14 protein-coding genes and 1 pseudogene are annotated in these 20323 nt (G+C 62.2%); 14 read left to right on the top strand and 1 reads right to left on the bottom strand.

Annotated features, from left to right (window positions below):
* The first annotated feature begins 25 nt into the window (after positions 1–25).
* The 10 genes from D8W71_RS06780 to D8W71_RS06735 all read left to right on the top strand — a co-directional run bounded on the left by D8W71_RS06780 (position 26) and on the right by D8W71_RS06735 (position 11873).
* A complete protein-coding gene (locus D8W71_RS06780) occupies positions 26–1015 on the top strand; it encodes a GDP-mannose 4,6-dehydratase (protein ID WP_121112085.1) in 990 nt (329 codons plus the stop codon).
* A complete protein-coding gene (locus D8W71_RS06775) occupies positions 1012–1992 on the top strand; it encodes a GDP-mannose 4,6-dehydratase (protein ID WP_121112082.1) in 981 nt (326 codons plus the stop codon). The genes D8W71_RS06780 and D8W71_RS06775 overlap by 4 nt, the downstream gene beginning before the upstream one ends.
* Complete coding sequence (locus tag D8W71_RS06770) at positions 1989–2534, top strand: acyltransferase (RefSeq protein ID WP_121112080.1); 546 nt, start codon at positions 1989–1991, stop codon at positions 2532–2534. Before D8W71_RS06775 ends, D8W71_RS06770 begins: the two co-directional genes overlap by 4 nt.
* Before the next feature lie 19 nt (positions 2535–2553).
* On the top strand, positions 2554–3633 hold the full coding sequence (locus D8W71_RS06765) for a glycosyltransferase family 1 protein (RefSeq protein WP_121112078.1): 1080 nt from the start codon (positions 2554–2556) through the stop codon (positions 3631–3633).
* Positions 3634–3639: 6 nt separating this feature from the next.
* Positions 3640–4818 carry a lipopolysaccharide biosynthesis protein gene (locus D8W71_RS06760; RefSeq protein ID WP_121112076.1) on the top strand — a complete coding sequence of 393 codons (1179 nt, stop codon included), beginning with the start codon at positions 3640–3642 and terminating at the stop codon, positions 4816–4818.
* Positions 4815–5921, top strand: a complete 1107-nt coding sequence (locus D8W71_RS06755) for a glycosyltransferase (protein ID WP_121112073.1) — start codon at positions 4815–4817, stop codon at positions 5919–5921. Before D8W71_RS06760 ends, D8W71_RS06755 begins: the two co-directional genes overlap by 4 nt.
* On the top strand, positions 5867–7300 hold the full coding sequence (locus D8W71_RS06750; protein WP_161965410.1) for an O-antigen ligase domain-containing protein: 1434 nt from the start codon (positions 5867–5869) through the stop codon (positions 7298–7300). The genes D8W71_RS06755 and D8W71_RS06750 overlap by 55 nt, the downstream gene beginning before the upstream one ends.
* On the top strand, positions 7293–8582 hold the full coding sequence (locus D8W71_RS06745) for an acyltransferase family protein (RefSeq protein WP_121112069.1): 1290 nt from the start codon (positions 7293–7295) through the stop codon (positions 8580–8582). The genes D8W71_RS06750 and D8W71_RS06745 overlap by 8 nt, the downstream gene beginning before the upstream one ends.
* Positions 8583–8634: 52 nt before the next feature.
* Positions 8635–10113 carry a cellulase family glycosylhydrolase gene (locus tag D8W71_RS06740; RefSeq protein WP_121118725.1) on the top strand — a complete coding sequence of 493 codons (1479 nt, stop codon included), beginning with the start codon at positions 8635–8637 and terminating at the stop codon, positions 10111–10113.
* Positions 10114–10352: 239 nt separating this feature from the next.
* A complete protein-coding gene (locus D8W71_RS06735) occupies positions 10353–11873 on the top strand; it encodes a cellulase family glycosylhydrolase (RefSeq protein WP_161965409.1) in 1521 nt (506 codons plus the stop codon).
* On the opposite strand, the gene D8W71_RS06730 is transcribed toward D8W71_RS06735, so the two are convergent.
* A complete protein-coding gene (locus D8W71_RS06730) occupies positions 11870–12928 on the bottom strand; it encodes a beta-galactosidase (protein WP_153275322.1) in 1059 nt (352 codons plus the stop codon). The genes D8W71_RS06735 and D8W71_RS06730 overlap by 4 nt on opposite strands.
* Positions 12929–13045: 117 nt before the next feature.
* Between D8W71_RS06730 and D8W71_RS27300 the strand changes: the two genes are divergently transcribed.
* The 4 genes and pseudogenes from D8W71_RS27300 to D8W71_RS06715 all read left to right on the top strand — a co-directional run bounded on the left by D8W71_RS27300 (position 13046) and on the right by D8W71_RS06715 (position 20259).
* Entirely contained in the window at positions 13046–13213 is a 168-nt protein-coding gene (locus D8W71_RS27300) for a hypothetical protein (protein WP_153275321.1), read from the top strand.
* Between the two features lie 332 nt (positions 13214–13545).
* Positions 13546–14162, top strand: a pseudogene (locus D8W71_RS06725) (class I SAM-dependent methyltransferase).
* Between the two features lie 100 nt (positions 14163–14262).
* On the top strand, positions 14263–14775 hold the full coding sequence (locus D8W71_RS06720; protein ID WP_121112065.1) for a hypothetical protein: 513 nt from the start codon (positions 14263–14265) through the stop codon (positions 14773–14775).
* A 645-nt stretch (positions 14776–15420) separates the two neighbouring features.
* Positions 15421–20259, top strand: coding sequence for a tandem-95 repeat protein (locus D8W71_RS06715; RefSeq protein ID WP_153275320.1), 4839 nt, complete (start codon positions 15421–15423; stop codon positions 20257–20259).
* The last annotated feature ends 64 nt before the right edge of the window (positions 20260–20323 follow it).

Below are 20323 nucleotides of genomic sequence, written 5' to 3'. Positions count from 1 at the left end.
CCGGACTCGACGGAAGAAGAGCGACATGAAAAGCGCGTTGATTACGGGTATTACCGGGCAGGACGGGTTGTACTTGTCCGAGTTGCTGCATGACAAGGGCTACAAGGTGTACGGGTTGGTGCGTGGGCAGAACAACCCGAAGCGTGCATTGTTGGAGAAGACGCATCCCTTCGTGGAGATCCTCTCGGGCAACCTGTTGGACCTGTCGTCGTTGATGCGCGCGTTCTCCGCGGCTCAGCCGGACGAGGTCTACAACCTCGGTGCTGTGTCCTTCGTCGCATATTCGTGGGAGAACGCTCGGTTGACCACCGATGTCACCGGAGGCGGTGTCCTCAACGTGTTGGAGGCGCTTCGTTTCTACCAGGACACCTCCGGGAAACGAGTGCGTTTCTATCAGGCGTCGAGCAGTGAAATGTTCGGCAAAGTTCAGCAGGTACCGCAGTCGGAGTCGACGCTGCTGTGGCCGCGTTCTCCGTACGGGGTGGCCAAGGTGTACGGGCATTACATGACCATCAACTACCGCGAGTCCTACGACCTGCATGCCTCGTCGGGCATCTTGTTCAATCACGAGTCTCCGCGTCGCGGCCCGGAATTCGTCACCCGCAAGGTCTCCCAAGCTGTGGCGCGGATCTCGTTGGGTCTGCAGGACAAGATCGCGTTGGGCAACCTCGATGCCAAACGTGACTGGGGTTTCGCCGGTGACTACGTCGAGGCGATGTGGTTGATGTTGCAGCAGGAGCAGGCAGACGACTACGTCATCTCCACCGGTGAGACGCATTCGATTCGGGAGTTGCTCGATATCGCGTTCGCCGAGGTCGGTATCGCCGACTGGAGTGACTACGTCTACATCGACCCGGCGTTCATGCGTCCGGCCGAGGTCGATCTACTCATCGGCGATGCCTCGAAGGCACGTGACGTGCTCGGGTGGAAGCCAAAGGTCGAATTCCCCGAGCTGGTGCAGATGATGGTCCGCACTGACGTCGACGAGCAGAGCAAACTGGCGGCCGGCCGGTGACAGCAAAGGTACTGATCACCGGCGTAGGTGGCCAGGACGGGACGTACTTGGCTCGACGCCTCATCGCCGACGGGTATCGAGTGACGGGAACAGTTCAGCCGGGCTCGCATTTCAATTCCGATCTCGCCGCGATCGACGGATTGGAACTGCGGACGGTCGAATTGTCCGACGCCGAAGCAAGTAGTCGTATTGTTCACGAACTCGAACCCGACTTCGTGTTTCATTTCGCCGGAATATCGTCCGTTGCGTATTCGTGGGACGAACCTTTGGAAACAGCTGCGGTCAACGGTATCTCGGTCGTGGCCATTCTCGACGCCATCCAGGAGTTGCAGGAGAAGACCGGCCGTCGGCGCGTGCTGGTCAACGCGTCCAGTGCGGAGATCTTCGCAGGGTCTTCGGTTTCGCCACAGAACGAGCTGACCCCGGTGAGCCCGACGTCGCCATACGGTGCGACCAAGGCCTTCAGCCATCACATGGTGCAGGTATACCGATCCCGCGGAGTACACGCGAGCAACGCGATCTTCTACAACCACGAATCACCGCTACGGCCACAGCGTTTCGTCACACGCAAGATCACCTCCGGGGTTGCTGCCATCAGGGCCGGTCACCAGAAGACCCTGGAGCTGGGCAATCTCGACGCCAGGCGCGACTGGGGATGGGCCCCGGATTACGTCGACGCCGCCTACCGCATGTCCCAGCAGGAGGTTGCCGGCGACTACGTCGTTGCCACCGGGGAAGCGCATTCGGTACGGGATTTCGTCGACACCGCCTTCCGCGCCGCGGGCATCGAGGAGTGGGACGGACTCGTCACCAGCGCCGAATCGCTCCACCGTCCCGCCGACTCCGCAGAAATGGTCGGCGACGCAAGCAAGGCAGCACATGAGTTGGGCTGGAGTCCGACCAAGCGTTTCCACGACGTGGTGGAAGCAATGGTCGAACACGATTTGGCTCTGTTGGAAGGGAAGATACTTCGATGATCGACGGCTACACCACCAGTCGCCGCCTGCAGTTCGGTGAGCGCATCTTCAACTGGGCCATCACTCATGTCCCGTCGCACTGGGTACGACAGAAGTTTCTGCGCACGTTCGGCGCGACCATCGGGACCAACACCTCGATCATGATGGGCACCACGATCCTGGGGCTCAACCGTCTGGTCATCGGCAACAACTGTTCCATCGGATTCGACTGCGTTCTCGACAGCCGAGGCGGATTGACCATCGACGACGACGTCGTACTGGCCAGTGACGTGCAGATCATCACCGGGCACCACCTCGTACACAGTGACGACTTCGCCATCAAGCTCGAGCCGACGCACATCGAACACCACGTCTGGGTCGCAAGCCGGTCCACCGTGCTGCAGGGTCTGACCATCGGCGCCGGAGCCGTCGTCGGGGCGTCTTCGCTGCTGCGGGACTCGGTGAAGGACATGGACATCGTGGCAGGCATACCGGCGAAGGTTGTGGGACAGCGTGTATCGACGCTCGACTACCATCCGATCTTCCGCCCGATGCTCTACTGACAGGGCAGGAGAACACATCGTGGATCTCAGCACAACGCATCTCGTCTACATCGCTCCCGCCGCCGGCAGGAGCGGCGTAGGCGACTACGCCGACGACTTCCTCGCGGCCGTCGCGCCTCACTTCAAATCGGTCACCGACTACCGCATCACCACCGACGGCAACGAGTCGGTGCTGGAAGTGATCGCTGCCGTCCGCGAAATTCGTCGCGTCATCCTCGACCTGGAGAAGAATGGACCGATCCTGGTCCACTTCGAACAGAGCGCCGGATCACAGGCGACGTTCTGGGGTTCATGGTTGCCGGCGCGGATTCCGGTCACCTCGACCATTCACGACGCGCCGTACCCGGTCTGGTGGCCGTTCAAGACCAAGCTGCTCTACCGCTACCGACTCCTGCACCACGCGGTGCACTATCCGACGCGTCCGTTGACTTCGCGGCTGCAACGACGAGTCACCAAGGGACGCACACTCTTCGCGCTCACCTCGATCGGCGCCGACAACGTGCAGATCAGGATGAAGGATTCGACGGCTGTTGCGTCGCGCATCTTCGTCCCCGAACGCGGCGAGCTACCTCCGCTGATCGAACGTCCCCTGGCCGTCGGCATGTTCGGACACGTCTACAAGGGCAAGGGGTTCGACCTCATCGGTCGGCTTCGCGAACAACTGGACGACGACATCGACATCGTCGTCGCCGGACGCGGCACCGATGCGCTGGATCCCATCGACGGAGTGCGTGTTCTCGGCGAAGTGAACGACGAGGACGAAGATGCGTTCTTCGCATCCATCCGGTTTCTCGTCGTGCCCTACTCGAAGGACAATCCGTACGGCAAGGCATTCGCCGCATCGAGCGCGGTCTCCCGCTCCTACGCATACAACACGCCCATCATCTGCATTCTCGACGGGTCACTTGCGGAGATGGCAATCGAGGGTGGAGCAATCGGGGTAGGCGGCGGCATCGATGCCATTGCTGCCGAGGCCAATTCGGTGCTGCGCGACGAGCCGGCCCAGAACAAGATCGAGGACGAGGTTCGCGAACTGCGTCGCGCCAGGACCATCGACAAGTGCGTCGAGCCGTTCGTCTCCGCATGGGCGAAGCTGTAAGCGACCATGAAACTTCTGCCCGACAGCAATATCGTGCGAGCCGGCCTGGCCTCCTTCTGGAGCTACGGCGGCCGCGTTTTCGGGCTCGTGTGGACTGCCGCCATGATCCACTCTCTCGGGATCGATCAATACGGCATCTACGCAATGGGATTCGCAGCAGCAGCACTGCTCAACGCACCACTCGACAATGCCTTCTACATACGGTCGATGCGTATCTCGGAGGAGGACTACCAGCGCGAGAGGTGCGCCCGCGTTCTCTTCGGCACTCTCGTCGGCGCCGTGGGTGTCCTCGTTTATTTCCACTGGTATGTGGCAGGTTTCGCGCTGATCGTCGCTGCCGGAGAGCTGTTGTTCAACACGTTCAAGTCCGTCTATCTGCGTCAGAGCAGACCGGACATCACCATGCGCTTCGACGCGTTCCGCCAACTGGTGGCCATCGGGCTCGGCGGTTCGTACCTCTACCTCGCGCAGTCGCCGAGCTTGTTCGTCTCCAGCAGCTTGTACTTGCTTCCGTATCTGGTCATCTGGGCCAGCACGTTGCGATTCGTTCCGGGCCGGGGGCCCAAGTTCCCCGGGCCTCGACGTGAGTTCCTGCTGCTGTCGTCGGAGGCATTCGCGGCGGCCGCCTACGCGTCGGGAGACGTCCTGATCATCGGTGCCGTCGCGGGTAGCGACGTGGCGGGGTACTACTCGGTCGCGAGCGTCACCGCGCTCGCCATCGCATCGATCGGCCAGAACTACGCCAACACCTTCATCGACACCCTCCGAGCGGCCGGCGGGCACATCGACTCCGCACCTCCGGCCAAGCACATCCTGCGGGTGGCGCTGACGACGTCGACGGTCATGGCACTGGTCGGCGTCGGTATCCTGGTGTGGGGAGGCGCCGACGACGTCGGTTACGTCGCCCTGATTCTCGCGCTGTTCGTATTCGCCCGTTCGATCACCTACATCTACACCGTCATCCTCTCGCTGCAGCACCGCGACGCGCTTCGGGTGCAGGCAACCGCGGCCATTGCCGTCGTCAAGGTCATTTCGGTGTTCCTGCTCGCCTACAAGTTCGGTGGATACGGCGCGGCCGTGGCCTGTGTCTACTGCGAGTTCACCATGGTGTTCGTATACCGACATGCCCTGTACGACCCCGTCGGCCGGCACCGGAAGTTCCCCAGGAAGAAGGCGTCACTGTGAAGAAAGCAACCTTCTTGTTGGCGAAGGACCCCAGCCACGAGTCCACGGGCGACCTGACGATGGCCAAGCTCGTAATGGACATGGCCAGAGCATCTTTCGACGTCCGAGTCATCTGCCTGTCCAACACCCCGGAGTCCACGAAGGACGGCCACCGACGCGTCGCCAAACGCGACGTCGAACTCGCCGAACTCGCATTCCGCAGCGTCAAGGGACGACGGTCGCTGGTGCACACCCGCTTCGACCTGGACGGCCTCGTCTCCGCGATAGACGAGACCGAATCGGACGTCTTCGTCGCAGATCACACCTACCTCGGCGAACCGTTTCTCCGCTCCGAGAAGGCCGGAACGGTTCCGCTCGCCGTCAACACCGTCGTGTCGGAGACGCTCGTATGGAAGGCGACTCGCGGCGTCGTCGGCAAACTCGATTCGAATCGAATCCTGCGCGACGAGTTGCGTGTGGCGCGTTCCGCATACACCGTGGGCACCTACGACGAGGACGAAGCCGGGTTCTATCGCGACGCCGGAATCGACCGCGCGCACTGGCTCGACCTCACCCTCCCGCCGAAGAAACAGGTGAACGTCGCGGGATCGACCAGGCGACTGGTGTTCTTCGGAGACCGCCAGTGGCCGCCGAACCAAGAAGCATTCGAAATCCTGCTCGGTTGGTGGCCGGACATCGCCCGCGGAATCGACGACGCGGAGCTGTGCATCGTCGGAAGCCCCGACCCGTCGGCGAAGCCCATCGAGCTTCCGGATGGCGTCCGCGATCTCGGCTTCGTCGACGACCTCGACGCGTTCCTGGACACCTGCCGCGCCCTCGTCGCGCCCATCATGACCGGCGGAGGAGTTCGGGTGAAGATTCTCGACGCCGCCAGCCGGGGCCTGCCAGTCGTCGCCACCCCCGCCGCCGTCGGATCGCTCGAGTCGGTATTGGGGATTGCTGGGCTGCCGGAGAAGACGGCCATCGTCGACGCCTGCCGTGAGCTACTCCTCGACCGCGACAAGGCAACGACGCTCGGCGACAGACTGTTCGAGACCAACTCGTCGAGATGGCTGAGAAGAAAACCACACACGTCCGTCGCAGAATGGCTGGCGCCGGCATGAACCGCGTCGTCGTTCCGGTCCTGACGCTCCTCGTACTGCCCCTCGTCGTCGGCATCGCGTTCGGTAGTGGCCAGGCACCGTTGATGCTCGTCGGCATTCTGCTCATCGGCGGTCTCGGTGCCCTGGCCGTCGCCGTCTCGTCGCCGCAGTGGTCGTTCCTCGCACTCGCGTTCGTCCTCGGCGCGGCGCCCTTCGCCGTCGTTCCCGGTCTTCCTCTGCCGATCGTGTTGGTGCTCGTCATTCTCGTGTGGATGTCCACCCTGCTCCACCCCATCGAACTCGGACGGACCGATCCCGTCGAGCTCGCCGTCTACGCGTTGATGGGAACCTCGTTGGTGTCGGTCATCGCGACCGCCGTCGGAGTATCGGACATCACCGAGTTCATCCGCTGGGTCATGGCAACGTCGATCATCTTCCCGTTGCTCCGACTGCCACGCCCGGATCTTCAGCGGTTCGGCCGAGTATTCGTCTACGGCGTCGGAGGAGGGTCCGCCTTCGCCCTCGCCATGTTCTTCCTCGACAAGTCGGGGTCGTGGATGAACTACCTGTCGGCGATCGGGTACGGCACAGTCGGCACGATCGGAACCCACCTCCGCTTCTACACCGACGGTCTGACGCAGGTGGTTCGACTCACCGGAACCTACGTCGACCCGAACGTCGCAGGCATCTTCACGTTCGTCGGACTCGCGCTTGCCATCACCCTGCTTCGCGGTTGGCCGCGGCTGATCTTCTCCGGCCTGCTCGCCAGCGCGCTGTTGGTGACGTTGAGCCGGAGTGCGCTGTTCTCGGTTGTTGTCGCTGCGCTGGTGTACCTGGTGTTCCAGCGCCTGCGCACCGATGCACGCCTCGGCATTCTCGCCGGCGGCATCGCGCTCGGCGCAGCAGCACTATCGGTACCCGCCGTCGCCGATCGCATCCTGAACTCGTTCGGATCCGACGACAAGGGCACCACCGACCGCGCTGCCGCACTGAGCGACTTCCCCGCGTCCATGAGCGGCCATTGGCTGTTCGGCAAGGGTTGGGGCATAGCGGAGTTCACCGACGAGGTCGCGGGATACAACGCCAACTACGTGGCCAACTCTCCCCTGGTGTCGATCTATCGAGGAGGCATCCTCGTCGGGATCGCATTCGTGTTGGTGCTCGCCGCAGGCTTTGTCGTCGCGCACCGAAACGCGCGAAAGCCTGCGTGGGAGTCCGGCATCACGGGCGCGGCCTTGGTCGGGTTCTCCCTCGTCGCACTGCAATTGGACTTCCCCGTCGTCACTCACGCGCCCGTCACGATGGCTTTCGTCGTGTTGCTGGTGTTCGTGGCAGCCGACGGGTTAGTGCCCGAAAAGAACGGAGCCTCCGTGACGGATCAGAAGGTGGAGCATGTCTAGACATCGCAAGCCCGACGACATCGCCGAGGTCCCCGAGCCCGAAGCCGCCGGTGGTATCGCCGGCGGTGCCACGGCCGCACCCACCACTGCAGCGGGCCCGAAACGCATGTGGCTGGCAGGTTTGGAGGGTCCGCGTGGAGTTGCTTGCCTCTCCGTCATTCTCGTGCACGTCACTGTGCACTACACGCCGGGAATTCTCGACGCGACGCGTCTGGACTTCCTCGGGCAGGCGCTGACCTTCTTCTTCGTGCTGTCGGGGTTCTTGCTGTACCTGCCGTTCGTGAAGAAGCTCGTCACCGGGTCGAATGCCCCCGCGACCGGAAAGTACTTCGTCAGTCGGATTCGACGCGTCTTCCCCGCCTACTTGTTCATCTTCGTCATCAGCAACTTCGTACTCCAGGCCTCCTACCTCGTCAGTCCGGTGACCGTGGGATGGGCGGACGGTGACGAGGGCACCGGAATGATCACCGATCCTCTCGACCTGCTCGCGCAGTTCACACTCACGCAGTCGCTGTTCCCGTCGACGCTGCAGACCGGACTGAATCCGGCCTGGTCGCTCACCACCGAGTGGGGCTTCTATCTCGTGCTCCCGATCGTCGGCTTGGCGACGTTCGCGATGCGCGGGCGGCTGAAGATGTCGCCGTATCGCCTGGCACTGATCGGGCCGGGCGTGCTGATCGTGATCGGCGTGGTCACCAACTATCTCGTCGGCGTTCTGCAGGCCGCACACCCCGAATACACACCGCTGGAAGCCTATTGGGGCCCCAATTGGATCGCCGTACTCTCGCGCAGCTTCCTGGCGCTTGCCGACAATTTCGCCATCGGAATGATCGCTGCCGTCGTCTACGTCGCCCTCGGCCACGGGGCGAAACAGGCATGGTCTACTGTCCGATTGCAATGGACGCTCGCTGCCTCGATGTTCGCCTTCACGTTCGCCAGTCTCGCTGCGTTCGTTCTCGGTTCACGCTATCTACCGACGTTCTTCTCGGTCGCAGCAGCGTCGCTCATCCTGCTGATCATCGCTCCGCTGGCTCGCGGGGAGGAATCCGTACTGGCCAAAGCAACCGATTGGCGGCCACTGAAATACGCCGGCACCGTCTCATTGTCGATGTACCTCTGGCACTACCCGGTCATGATCATGGCCGAACGACTCCATCTGCCGGTTCAGAATTCGCTCCTGGGCCTCGTGTGGGGCTTCGTCGCCATCTCGCTGATCACACTCGTGCTGGCAAGCCTCACGTTTCGGTTCATCGAGAAACCGGCTATGCGATGGCGCGCGTGACGCTCCACCTCGAAACGGGTGGTGACAGGCTCTGAACGCTCTCGACACTCGCATGACCCGCCGGGCCTTCATCGGCGCGACGGCTGCGAGCCTTCTTCTCGCTGCCTGCAGCAGCACAGAGACCGAAAAGCCCGCCCCTGTTGCGAGACCGATGCATCCGGTCGGATTCTCGCTCGGGTCTTCCGCCCTGTGGGCCGATGACGCCGACCTCGTCCGCATCTTCGACACAGTGGTGACGAGCGGTGTCGACTCGGTCCGTATCGACGTGTCCTGGACCTTCACCGAGCCGTTCGAGGGAAGCTTCGACTGGCAACCGACGGACAGACTCGTCGAGTACGCCACCGAACGCGGCCTCACGGTCCTCGCCACCATCACCAACACACCGGCGTGGGCGGGTGCCGTCGACAAGCACACCGCTCGCCCGTTGTCCGCCGAGCGCTACGGAAAGTTCGCGGGGCTCGTCGCCGATCGCTACCGCGGCACCATCTCGCACTACGAGGTCTGGAACGAACCGAACGGCAAGTTGTTCTTCGAGCCTGCGCCGGACCCGAACATTTACGCACAGATGCTCATCGACGCACACCGCGAGATCAAGGCCGCAGACCCCGCCGCTGTTGTCGTAGCGGGAGCGCTCGGTTCCACCGACACGTCCGACATCAACATCGCACCCCTCGAATTTCTCGAGGCCATGTATGCGGCGGGTGCACAGGGATCATTCGACATCTTGTCCTACCACCCCTACGACTACCTCTCACCGCTGGCCAACGGCACTCTGTACGAGTCGTCTCCCATGCGGCAGATGATCGCCATGCACGCGTACATGACCAGCAGGGGCGACGGTCACAAGCCCATATGGATCACCGAGTACGGTTTTCCCACAACCGATGTCGACGAGCAACTCGCGGCCGATCTTCTCACCGAGTCGCTACAGCAGTGGCAGGAGGTCGGGTTCCACGGTTCGTTCTACGTGTACACCGTGCGTGACAGTGACACCGATTCCAGCGACCCGGAGGACACATTCGGCGTCGTACGAAGCGACTACAGCCCGAAACTCGCACTCCCGGCACTGACGGCACTCATGTCCGCCGGAATCCCCGCGCGTCCCGACGCGGAGTATTTTCGATCGAATGCGGACCCGAAATTGGGCGCACCGGTAAGTCCGGTCTACCGAATAGGGGAAGGCCTGGGGCAGGAATTCGAACTCGGATCCAGGTTTGTGAGTAGAGGTGAATTCACGTCTTCCCCCGCTCCCGTTGCCGCCGCCGCACGCAAGCTTCAATGCGTACCGTACGGAATGTTCATCAACGGAATGCAGAATCTGAGATCCGACGGCATACTGCGGGTTTTCAGCCGGCCGGACACCGGAACACACGTCGTATCCGGGTCCATTCTCGAAGCATGGGACATCACCCTCGGATTCCCCGTGACCGACGAGTACACGGACCCGGACACCGCTCGGACCGGGATGGACTTCGAGTTCGGCACGATTCTGTGGTCGCCAGGCGTCCCCGCAGAGGTACGGCGCAAATAAAACCGATTGCAGCTTAATCGGCCGTTTGCGGTACGCGCGCATCGCGCTCGAGTATGCAAACCGAGTTTCGGTATACAAAACCGCCGAATTGAAGAATAGCCAAGATAAAAATGGTCTCAAATCATTCTTTCGCAATTTCGCGAGTTGCGAAGAATCCAATTGGACTGTGTATAACTTCTGTTGAGAGTTCATCCACTTCTCGATTCAGTCCTCCGGTCTTCGAAAATGAGGAACACCCGATGCCCGACTATTCCCGACGCGACTTCATCGGCGCCGCAACTGCTACCGCCGGTCTCGGTGCACTCGCGATCGCGGGTGCCACGACGCGTCCCACGCGTGTCGCCTCGACCGAGGTGGAGCTCGCAGCCGGGTATTCCTTTCCCGTCGGATACTCCCTCGGCTCGAATATTCTCTTCGGCACGCAAACCGACGTCAACGCGACGCTCGATGCCATCGTCGCCTCAGGTGGAACCATCGTCCGCATCGACATCATGTGGTACTTCGTTCAGCCAACCCAGAACACGTTCGACTGGGTAATGGTCGATTACATCGTCAATGCCGCTCGAGCACGAAACCTGCAGGTCCTCGCCATCCTTCTGTCCTGTCCGAAGTGGGCCGCCTTTGGAACCAATCCGTTGCCCACGGCTCGTCCCAAGACGGCCGCCCTGTTCGCTACGTTCGCATCGACATGCGCCCGCCGTTACGTCGGAAAGATCTCGGCCTTCGAACTCTGGAACGAACCCAACGGTCGCATGTTCTTCTCCCCCAACCCCGATGCCGCCTTCTACACGCAGATGGTGCGAGCCGCCTACCCGGCGATCAAGACGGCGAACCCGAACGCAACGGTCGTAGTCGGGGCTTTGGGACCCACGTTCGACGGTGACGGAACAGTCCACGCCATCAATTTCCTCACCCAGATGTACGCAGCCGGGTTGGCAGGCTATTACGACGCATTGTCCTTCCACCCCTACGAGTTCGAGCACCCCTTCTCCTTCGGTGCGCTCTACGACAATTCGCCGATGCGTCAGATGTTGCAGATGCACCAAATGATGAAAGCCAAGGGCGACGGCGCAAAGAAGATTTGGATCACCGAATACGGCGCGCCCACGTCTGTCATGTCCGAGCAGGCTCAGGCCGACCTGATCATGGCCTGCCTGCGTGAGTGGACCGAGGTGTCCTACGCAGGACCGTTCTACGTCTACACCGTGCGTGACACCAATTCGGGCAGCACTCACACCGAGGACACCTTCGGAGTAGTTCGCACCGACTACACCCCGAAGACAGCGATCTGGGGTGTGCAGGCTCTACAGAGCATGGGAATGCCTCAGCGTGAGGAGGGCTCGGTGTTCGCCGCGAACACCGACCCGTCGCTCGGCGGTGCCGTCCTCCCCGTGTACGCCCTCACCGCAGGCTTCGGACAGGAACACGAGAACGGCACACGGTTCTTGACCAACAACGGGTGGTTCAATTCCCCACCCGCCGTCGGAACATTGGCTCGCTACTGGAAGCTCGTGCCGGTGAACGCATTCGCCAACGGCCGCCAGGACTTCGACATCCCGGGCGGATTCCGGATTTTCAGTCAGACGTCGACCGGTACCCATGCCGTGTACGGGGCCATCCTCGCCGCCTATACGGACGTCCTTGGTTTCCCCAAGACCGACGAGTACGCGTACAACGGAACAGCCAGTCGGGCAGTGGACTTCGAACGCGGGCGCATCGTGTGGTCGCCCACCACCGGAACGTCGGTTACGCGCTACTAATTGGCGTTGCGCAGGACGTCTGCAGACGGCTTCTCCGAGAAGTCGCCCCGCAGCACACCGAAGTTCTGTTCACGGTCGGCAAGGTCAGGGCCGTTGTCCCTGATCGAGTACACGAAAATCGGGCCGGTGAAGTCGACGCCCTCCGACGCCGTGATGCCGTCCGCGAGAATTCGCGCCTGCTGGCCGTCGTTCACGGCGTCAGGAGCGACGCCGGTGGGCGCGCCGAACTCGGTGATCCAGATCTTCTTGCCGGCGTCGCCGTTGCGTACCAGCACGTCGCGCACCGCGGCAACGTCGTTCCAGTTGCCGAGCTGGTCGTCGTACGGGGTGAACGGGAAGGTGTAGGGGTGCACGGCGATCGCGTCCGTGTAACTCGCAGCGCCACGCTTGTACAGCTCGTCGACGAACGTCTCGGGCGCGATGGTGACCGCCGTGTTGTTGCCGATCGCAACGCCGCCGCTGATCACGGTGGCGCCGGGGACAGCCGCGTGAATCGCACCGTAGGACGCTCGCAGGATCGCCGCATAGGCGTCGACGTCGGGCATGGGTGAGAAGAACAGCGGGAGGTTCGGCTCGTTCCAGATCTCCCAGTGACTGACCGTCGACGCGTACCGTTCGGCGGCGCGACCAGCGAAGTTACCGAAGGCCTGCGGGTCCGCCGGGCGGCCGCCGGGCGTCAACGTCCACGGCCCGGGCACCTGAGCCCATGAAGGCGCGTAGCTCACGAGGCCGAGGACCTGAATGCCGTGGCGATTCGCCGACTCGATAACTCGGTCCACATTGGACCAGTCTAAGACGCCGAGCTGGGGCTCCACGTTGCGCCAGCTGACCTCGACACGAAGCCACTCTGCTCCCAGATTCGCGGCAGCGTCCAGCTCACGATCCAGGTCTCCCTGCGGCAGGGTCAGCAGCGTCCCGCCTGCGGCGAAGCCGAAACCCGATCCCGGCGCAGCAGCTGCGGGCGCAGCGCCCGCAACAACGGAGCCTGCGGCAATACCGACCGCGGCAGCAACGGATACGAGACGGGTTCTCAGCCGAGAAGGCGTTCGTGACATGCACAGAACCTTAGCTGCTGGAAGGGTTTGTCGCCTGTTCGAGATAAGGGCATCGACACTGGGACGGAGGTCGACGAGCCGGCGTCGTGCACACAACTTCGGGTGTAAATTGAGCCGATGGACGACGAGCACGCCAGCTCAGAGGACGACGTCGACCCGCGCGCGCGGTGGCGACAACTCCCCGCCGATGTACTGCCGACGACCGAGACACAGTCGACGAGCGTCGACGACGTCGATTGGGATCGGAAGCCTCGCTACAACCCCAACATCGGAACTGTGCAGTAGCGTCGTTCGGACGGTGCCTGGTCCTCGCACCCGTCGAGTTAGGGCTTCCAGGTACTCCGGGGTGACCGAATGGGACATTCGCACACTTGAACCTGCCTGAGGTGACCGAATGAGACATTCGCACACTCAGAGTGACCGAATGAGACAGTCGCACACTCCAAGTGACCGAAACAGACAGTCGCACACTCAGAGTGACCGAAACAGACAGTCGCTCACCTGGGGTGACCGCGAAACTTCCATCGAGCCGTCTGCGCCCGTCGCCGAGCCGTTATCAAGTCCGCCGACTGTCCTTGGCGGCACGCCATATTCGCCTGTGAGAGAGCCCCTACTTCATGACATGTGCACCCGACAGCAGCCCAGAGCGCCTATGGAACATAAACATTCACTACGACGGCTTGCTCGACTCGTTGGTTCCAGCCGACGCGCGCAGTGTTCTCGACATCGGGTGCGGTGACGGATTCCTGGCCGCCCGCCTATCCAGACGCGTTGCATGGGTAATTGCACTGGACATCGATGGGCCGGTTCTGCAGCGCGCACAGGATCGATTCCCGGACGCCTCCGTTCACTGGTTGAACGGGGACGTCAACACGGCCGATCTACCCGAGCACAGCTTCGACGCGGTGGTGTCCAATGCCACCCTTCACCATCTCGGGGAGACCCGCATCGCCCTCCAACGGCTGGCGACGTTGGTACGGCCGGGCGGAACTCTCGCTCTCGTCACTTTCGTGAAACCCTCTGTGCGCGAAGCACCTATTGGTTTGTCACATGGGTGACGACCGCAGCGATCAAACGGGTTCGAGGCAGTTGGAGGCACACCGCACCGATCAGCTGGCCGCCACCGGAAACGCTCCGCCAGCTCCGCGACAACACCCACGCCGTACTTCCCCAAGCCCGTGTACGGCGACTTCTGTACAACCGCATTCTCATCACCTGGCGCGCGGCTGGTTGACGGCCGACGACGTCCGATGCCAGAAGCGCCACATCGGACATACGTCCGTGGCACAATCGCCCATGGGTCGGGACACCCACGCACCCAACGGAGTGATCAGATGCGTAAGACCACGACCGCTGCGCTCGGGGCCTGTGCGGCCATCCCCCTCTTCTTTGCCGTAGCAGCACCTGCTGCAGCGGCACCAGAGGACGTTACCGTCGTATTCTCCCAGGCAGTGACGTCAGCCGGGGTGAACACCGTCACCGGAACATTCACCCTTGCAGGAGGGGCCAACCCCTCCTACTGCGGCTTCGGGGCCGTGGATGACTACGTCAGCGACGACTACACCGACCCGGGCCTCTACGTCGACGACTCGTCCATTGCTCCGGCCACGACCGTCGTGCTGACCGACCCGGTGGTAGCGGACGGTGAATACACGATCGAATGGGCGTGCCGCGAGTACAACCAACCAGACGGCGTGAACGAGGCGTGGGGAACTCCGGCCGCAGAACTGCCGGGTGGACCGACCGCAACCGCCGTCGATATCACCGTGCCCGAAGATGTTCTGCCAGGACCGGATCCAGTGTGCTCGGGCTCGGCCTGCCTACCCACAGGGTCGTTCGGCTTCTGACATCGAGCGCCGCAGTCGCGGTGCAACTGCACCATGATTGCGGTCGAGCCCTCTCGCCCCGCAGCCGAGCTTGCGTCTAGGTTCGGGCCATTGACGACTTCGAGTGACGCGAGAAGCGCGATGACTTTCTGCGATGCATCTGTCGAGTCACGCCAGCGCAAACGGAGTCGCGTGCAGAGAAACGAATCTATTTGCAACAGACCTTTTTACTACGCTAAACAATTCACTAGTTGCAGTCTGCAAGTTGTTCGGCGGATAAGGTAATTCTGGTTCGCCCGCACCAGAATGCATTCTTCTAATCCGAACGCACGTACCACTTTTCGATGCTTTATCCACGGTTGCGCAAACATCAGGACCGGCATATAGTCCGATAGAAATCAAGACTTGGCGTTATGGAAATCGGGATCCGTCGCCCTTAGCTACTTTCAGAAGAGGTGAATCCCGATGCTCGGTCTACCCACCCGCAGAAGTCACGCGACACTGAACTCGCCCTGAAGCACTGGATTTCCCAAACACACTGTCTAACAGTGCATTTAAATCGGTCAAACTTCCACTGAGACTACAGCGACGAAACCGACCGTTGCCTGACTGGCGTCGCCTGTGCTGGATTCCAATTCGCCCATCTCTCACTTCTCGAAGGCCGACATGAAGACTTCGCGTGAACACAACATTCGTTTGATTGCCGCTGCCATCGGAGTGGGAGCCGCGTTGGCTACCGGTGGGACGGGTGTCGCATATGCGGCGCCCGGCGGTTCCGATGCGAGTGAGTCTTCGGAATTGTCGAGCACACATGAGGCGGATGAGGTCAGTTCAGACGAGGAGAGCGCTCCAACCGCTGAGGTGGCTACGCCCGAACCCGATTCGGAAGATGGTTCGGGCCCCACGCCCGCCAACGACGAACCGTCGGAGTCCGAGCCCCCGACCGACGATGTCACCGACACCGACACCGACACCGCGCCGCCGGCCGAGGAAACACCCCCGACCGAGGAGGAGTCTGCACCCGAGGCCCCTGTTCAAGACGGCTACCCATCCGAAGAAAGCGAGACGACCGACGAAGTCGAAACTCAACCAAGAGAAAGCGGGGCGGAGGACGAACCCAGTAGCGACGGGACGACTTCTACGTCGGGGAACGGTGATGCATTCACCCCACCAGCCTCGACCCAGGAGGACGCCGACGAGAGTGTGGCTCCGCCACAGGGAGGGCCCAGCGCAACCGCCGGCGCGGCTCAGACAGAACCGATTGAAGTGAGGCTCGCCAACGCCACCTGGACCGGCCAGCCCGTCGTCCAGCACACCACCTCGGTCACCGAGTTCAATCAGGTCTACGGAACCATGCAGTCCGCCCTTGCCGCACAGCAAACCCAGATGCGAACTGCTGCGGACACCATCGGCCGTCAGGTGACAGCGGCTCTTGCTCTTTTCGGACTGCCGGGCCTGCCAATCGGGCAGAATCCGGTAGCTCCGGCTGCGCCTCCACTGGCGTGGGCTTTGGTGACCTGGAGCCGCCGATTCACTTCGGAGCTGTTCTTCAACGCCACACCGGTCGCCGCCGGCTCAGTTACGACAGGGCAGGATCCCAACACCGGCCAGGTCACCGGATACGTGAGCGCACGGGACGCAGACCACACGCGGCTGACCTACACGGTGACCGACCAGCCCGACCAAGGCACAGTGGTCGTCGACCGCGTTACCGGCGCCTTCGTCTACACACCCAACCCAGGAACGGCCGCCGACGGTATCGATGACAGTTTCATCGTCACAGCCAGCGATGCGAACAATCCTTTCCATCTCCACCTCGGAGCTCCTTTCCAATGGTTCAGGTCCGGGGCAGGCCACACCACCACCGTTCCGGTACGTATCACGACGGGCCCGACGAACACGGCACCGATCTCGACTGCGCCCGCGACCGTTGGTGGCCCCGATCCGACCACCGGCGCAGTGGTCATCACACCCAACCTCAGCGATCCCAACGGGGACCTCATCTCCTACTCGCTCGCGGGCAGCAACGGGCCGTCCGGCGGCACGTTGGTGAACAACGGCAACGGCACTCTCACGTACACCCCGTCACAGCCAACCCGACATGCTGCCGCGGCGACCACCACCTCCGATAGCGAAACGATCACGCTCACCGCCAGCGATGGACGCGGCGGCGCCGTACCGGTGACAGTCAGTTTCACAGTCGTTCTGTCCAATGCTGCACCGACCAGCACCCAGAGTCCCGTCGTCGGCGCACCCGACCCGGTGACCGGCGCGGTCATCATCACCCCTAACCTCACCGATCCCGACGGCGACGCACTCACGTACACACTTGCGGGCAGTAACGCTCTAAACCCAGGGACGTTGGTGCGCAACGGCAATGGCACACTCACCTACACCCCGTCACAGCCAACCCGGCACGACGCAGCCGGCACGACCGGGCCCGACACCGAGACCATCACCGTCATCGCCGACGACGGTCACGGCTCCAGCGTTCCACTGACCGTCGGCGTCACCGTGGCCCCGTCCAACGACGCACCGGATTTCGGCGGACCCATCCTCGTCTTCCGGCCCGACGCGACCACCGGCGCAGTCCACATTCGCCCGAACCTGACCGACCCGAACAGAGACCCGGTCACGTACACCGTCACCAGCAGCAACGCCACCACCCCGGGGACGTTGATCGATCTCGGCGAGGGGCTCTACTCCTACACACCCTCGGACGAGACGAGACACAATGCAGCTGCTGCCACCTCACCCGTCACCGAGACCATCGTTCTGACCGGAGACGACGGACACGGCTCCACAGTGCCGGTGACCGTCACGTTCACCGTTGTCCCGGCTAACGAAGCGCCGGTCGGCAGCGAGTATCTCATCGTCAGCGCACCCGACCCCATCACCGGCGCGGTGATCATCACTCCCGATTTCACCGATCCTGATGGGGATCCCCTCACCTATTCGGTCACGTCCACCACGGAACCCACAGCGGGGACCCTAGTGAACAACGGGAACGGAACCCTCACCTACACGCCGACAGCAGAGACCCGCCACGCCGCCGCACAGAGCACATTGCAAAGCTACGAGGTACTTACCCTTACGGCCACCGACGGACACGGCGGCGCGACTCCGTCGACCGTCATCGTCCCTCTGGTGAGCACGAACACCACACCGACGTCTACCGGTCCCCTGACTGTGGGCCTTCCGGATCCGAACACCGGCGCCGTCCTCATCACGCCGAATCTCACCGATGCCGACGGGGACCCCATCACCTACCAACTCACGAACGGCACCGGGTTCGTTTCAGGGTTTCTGGTGGACAACGGAAACGGCACGCTCACCTACACGCCCTCTCTGCAAACTCGTCACGACGCTGCCGCCTCGACTACACCTGTCACCGACACAATGACGTTCACCGCCACGGACGGGCACGGCGGCACTGTCGCCCTGACGGCCACACTGACGATCGTCCCCGCGAACGCGCCGATAGTCAGCACCCAGAGCCCTACCGTCGGGGCGCCCAATCCCACCACGGGCGCTGTCGTCATCACCCCCAACCTCACAGATCCCGACTACTTCGATGTAATTACCTACACCGTCTCGAGCAGTACCGGAGTCACTCCAGGGACGTTGGTGCGCAATGCAAACGGAACCCTCACCTACACACCGTCCCTGGCAACACGTCACGCGGCAGCCGCGACGACAACGCCCGACACCGAAACCATCACCATCGTCGCCGACGACGGTCACGGCTCCACGGTCCCGTTGACCGTCACCTTCACCGTGCAACCGGCGAATGCCGCCCCGTACAACATTTTTGTCGCGACCGTCGGAACACCCGACCCCACCACCGGCGCCGTCGTCATCACGCCCCGCGCGATCGACCCCGATGGGGACCCTCTCACCTACAGCCTCACCAGCACTAGCGGCACCACGCTGGGGACCCTGGTGGACAACGGAAACGGTACATACACCTACACCCCGACCTTGGCAACGCGTCTCGATGCCGCAGAGGCGGATGTACCGGCCTTCAACAAGGTCGAACGAATAGTCATCACCGCGTCCGACGGGCACGGTGGTTCCGTCGATGTGTCTGTGTCAGTGCCGTTTACGAGCCCGTACACAACTGGGTCGATCGACCTAACCGGTGCGTACGAGGAGTACGTCGAGACACCCGATAGAACTTACTTTGCAATGAGTACGTACGACTCGACCACCTCGACCGGTCAGGTCACGATATTTCGCAACTCAGCGGATGGGGACCATCGCACCTTCGCCATCGACGGTGATCCGGGATCGATCGCCATCAGCGAGGACGGTGCCGTAGTCGCAGTCAACAGCTACAACGCGGCGACCGGTGAAGGGCAGGTAACGATTATCGACACCGCGACCGGAAGCGCACGTACCGTGACCCTCGCGGGCAACCCGGTCACGCTGGTGATCAGCAACGACGGGCGGTACGTCGCTGCCATCGAATCCGACTCCCTCTCGAGAACTCGCTCCGCCACGCTTATCGAGACTGCGACCGGAACAACGACAACCGTACAAGCGAATGGCAACATACAAGAGCTAGAAATAAGCGACGACGGAGAGTACCTCGTTGTCAGGAACGTGACCTTCGACGGATCGAACTCCACAACCTGGATCAGGGTTCTCGAAAATTCGACAGGTGCCACCACGACGTTCTCGGTAGCCGGGTCGAGCAGCCAAATGGCAGTCAGCACTGACGGTTCCACAATCCTGGTCACAACCTATCGAACTGGAGATGCTGGCGACCTCACGATCCTCGACACGGCAAGCGGGAGTCAGACTAGAACATCGATCACATACAGCCCACGCGACGTTCTGTTCAGTACCGATGGGACACGGGCAATAGTCGTCAGCGAGATGCCGGTTTCCGGCAGCTATCCACAGGGCGGAGCGGTCACCATTGTCGATATCGACACTGGCGAAGCGAGAATCATCCCCACCGGGTCGCAGCCGTCAATCATCGAAACTGCAGATGGCACAACGATATATGCGTCGGGAGCCGTGTACCCCATAGCGACGCCAGTCAACGGACGCGTCACGGGAACAATCGCAGTCATAGATCTCGACTCCGGTGACTACACGACAGTCGAGGTCGATCGACCAATCCTCTCGCAAACGCTCGGCTATGACGCATCGACTTTCTACACTGTATATTCCGGCGGCGTCGTCATCGTCGAACCGGACGGGAGCACGAAGAACCTACAGGTCGGGGTCGTGAACTCGAGCGTGGATGCCACCCTCGATGGTCGGTATGTCTACGTCGCGCACTGGTCACCGCGTGGTGCCTTGGACGAGAGCAGCATGTCGATTGTCGAAGTTGCAACCGGAGACGTCACCACGATCGTCCTGGGCGAGGGAAGGACGGAACTCATCCTCGCAACACCTTCCGGTGACATCATCTACGTTGTGACCGTGCACGACAACGGAACAACTACGATCGCCACAGTCACTCCCCCAGTCGACCGACCTTCTCCGGTTTAGTTTGCATGCGGACCCTCAGACTGACCCGTCGTCGCTCAGGCGGCTTCGGGTTGAGCGCTTCGGA

It is taken from the genome of Rhodococcus sp. P1Y, assembly GCF_003641205.1.
Taxonomy (GTDB): Bacteria; Actinomycetota; Actinomycetes; order Mycobacteriales; family Mycobacteriaceae; genus Rhodococcoides.
Note: the sequence above shows the minus strand (reverse complement) of the source record. Positions and strands in the feature narration are given on the sequence as shown.

Excerpts from the sequence above, each read along its gene's own strand:
- D8W71_RS06720 (WP_121112065.1), top strand. The coding sequence starts at position 14,263 with ATGCGTAAGACCACGACCGCTGCGCTCGGGGCCTGTGCGGCCATCCCC.
- D8W71_RS06760 (WP_121112076.1), top strand. The coding sequence starts at position 3,640 with ATGAAACTTCTGCCCGACAGCAATATCGTGCGAGCCGGCCTGGCCTCC.
- D8W71_RS06745 (WP_121112069.1), top strand. The coding sequence starts at position 7,293 with ATGTCTAGACATCGCAAGCCCGACGACATCGCCGAGGTCCCCGAGCCC.
- D8W71_RS27300 (WP_153275321.1), top strand. The coding sequence starts at position 13,046 with ATGGACGACGAGCACGCCAGCTCAGAGGACGACGTCGACCCGCGCGCG.
- D8W71_RS06730 (WP_153275322.1), bottom strand. The coding sequence starts at position 12,928 with ATGTCACGAACGCCTTCTCGGCTGAGAACCCGTCTCGTATCCGTTGCT.
- D8W71_RS06715 (WP_153275320.1), top strand. The coding sequence starts at position 15,421 with ATGAAGACTTCGCGTGAACACAACATTCGTTTGATTGCCGCTGCCATC.
- D8W71_RS06735 (WP_161965409.1), top strand. The coding sequence starts at position 10,353 with ATGCCCGACTATTCCCGACGCGACTTCATCGGCGCCGCAACTGCTACC.
- D8W71_RS06750 (WP_161965410.1), top strand. The coding sequence starts at position 5,867 with ATGGCTGAGAAGAAAACCACACACGTCCGTCGCAGAATGGCTGGCGCC.
- D8W71_RS06780 (WP_121112085.1), top strand. The coding sequence starts at position 26 with ATGAAAAGCGCGTTGATTACGGGTATTACCGGGCAGGACGGGTTGTAC.
- D8W71_RS06740 (WP_121118725.1), top strand. The coding sequence starts at position 8,635 with ATGACCCGCCGGGCCTTCATCGGCGCGACGGCTGCGAGCCTTCTTCTC.
- D8W71_RS06770 (WP_121112080.1), top strand. The coding sequence starts at position 1,989 with ATGATCGACGGCTACACCACCAGTCGCCGCCTGCAGTTCGGTGAGCGC.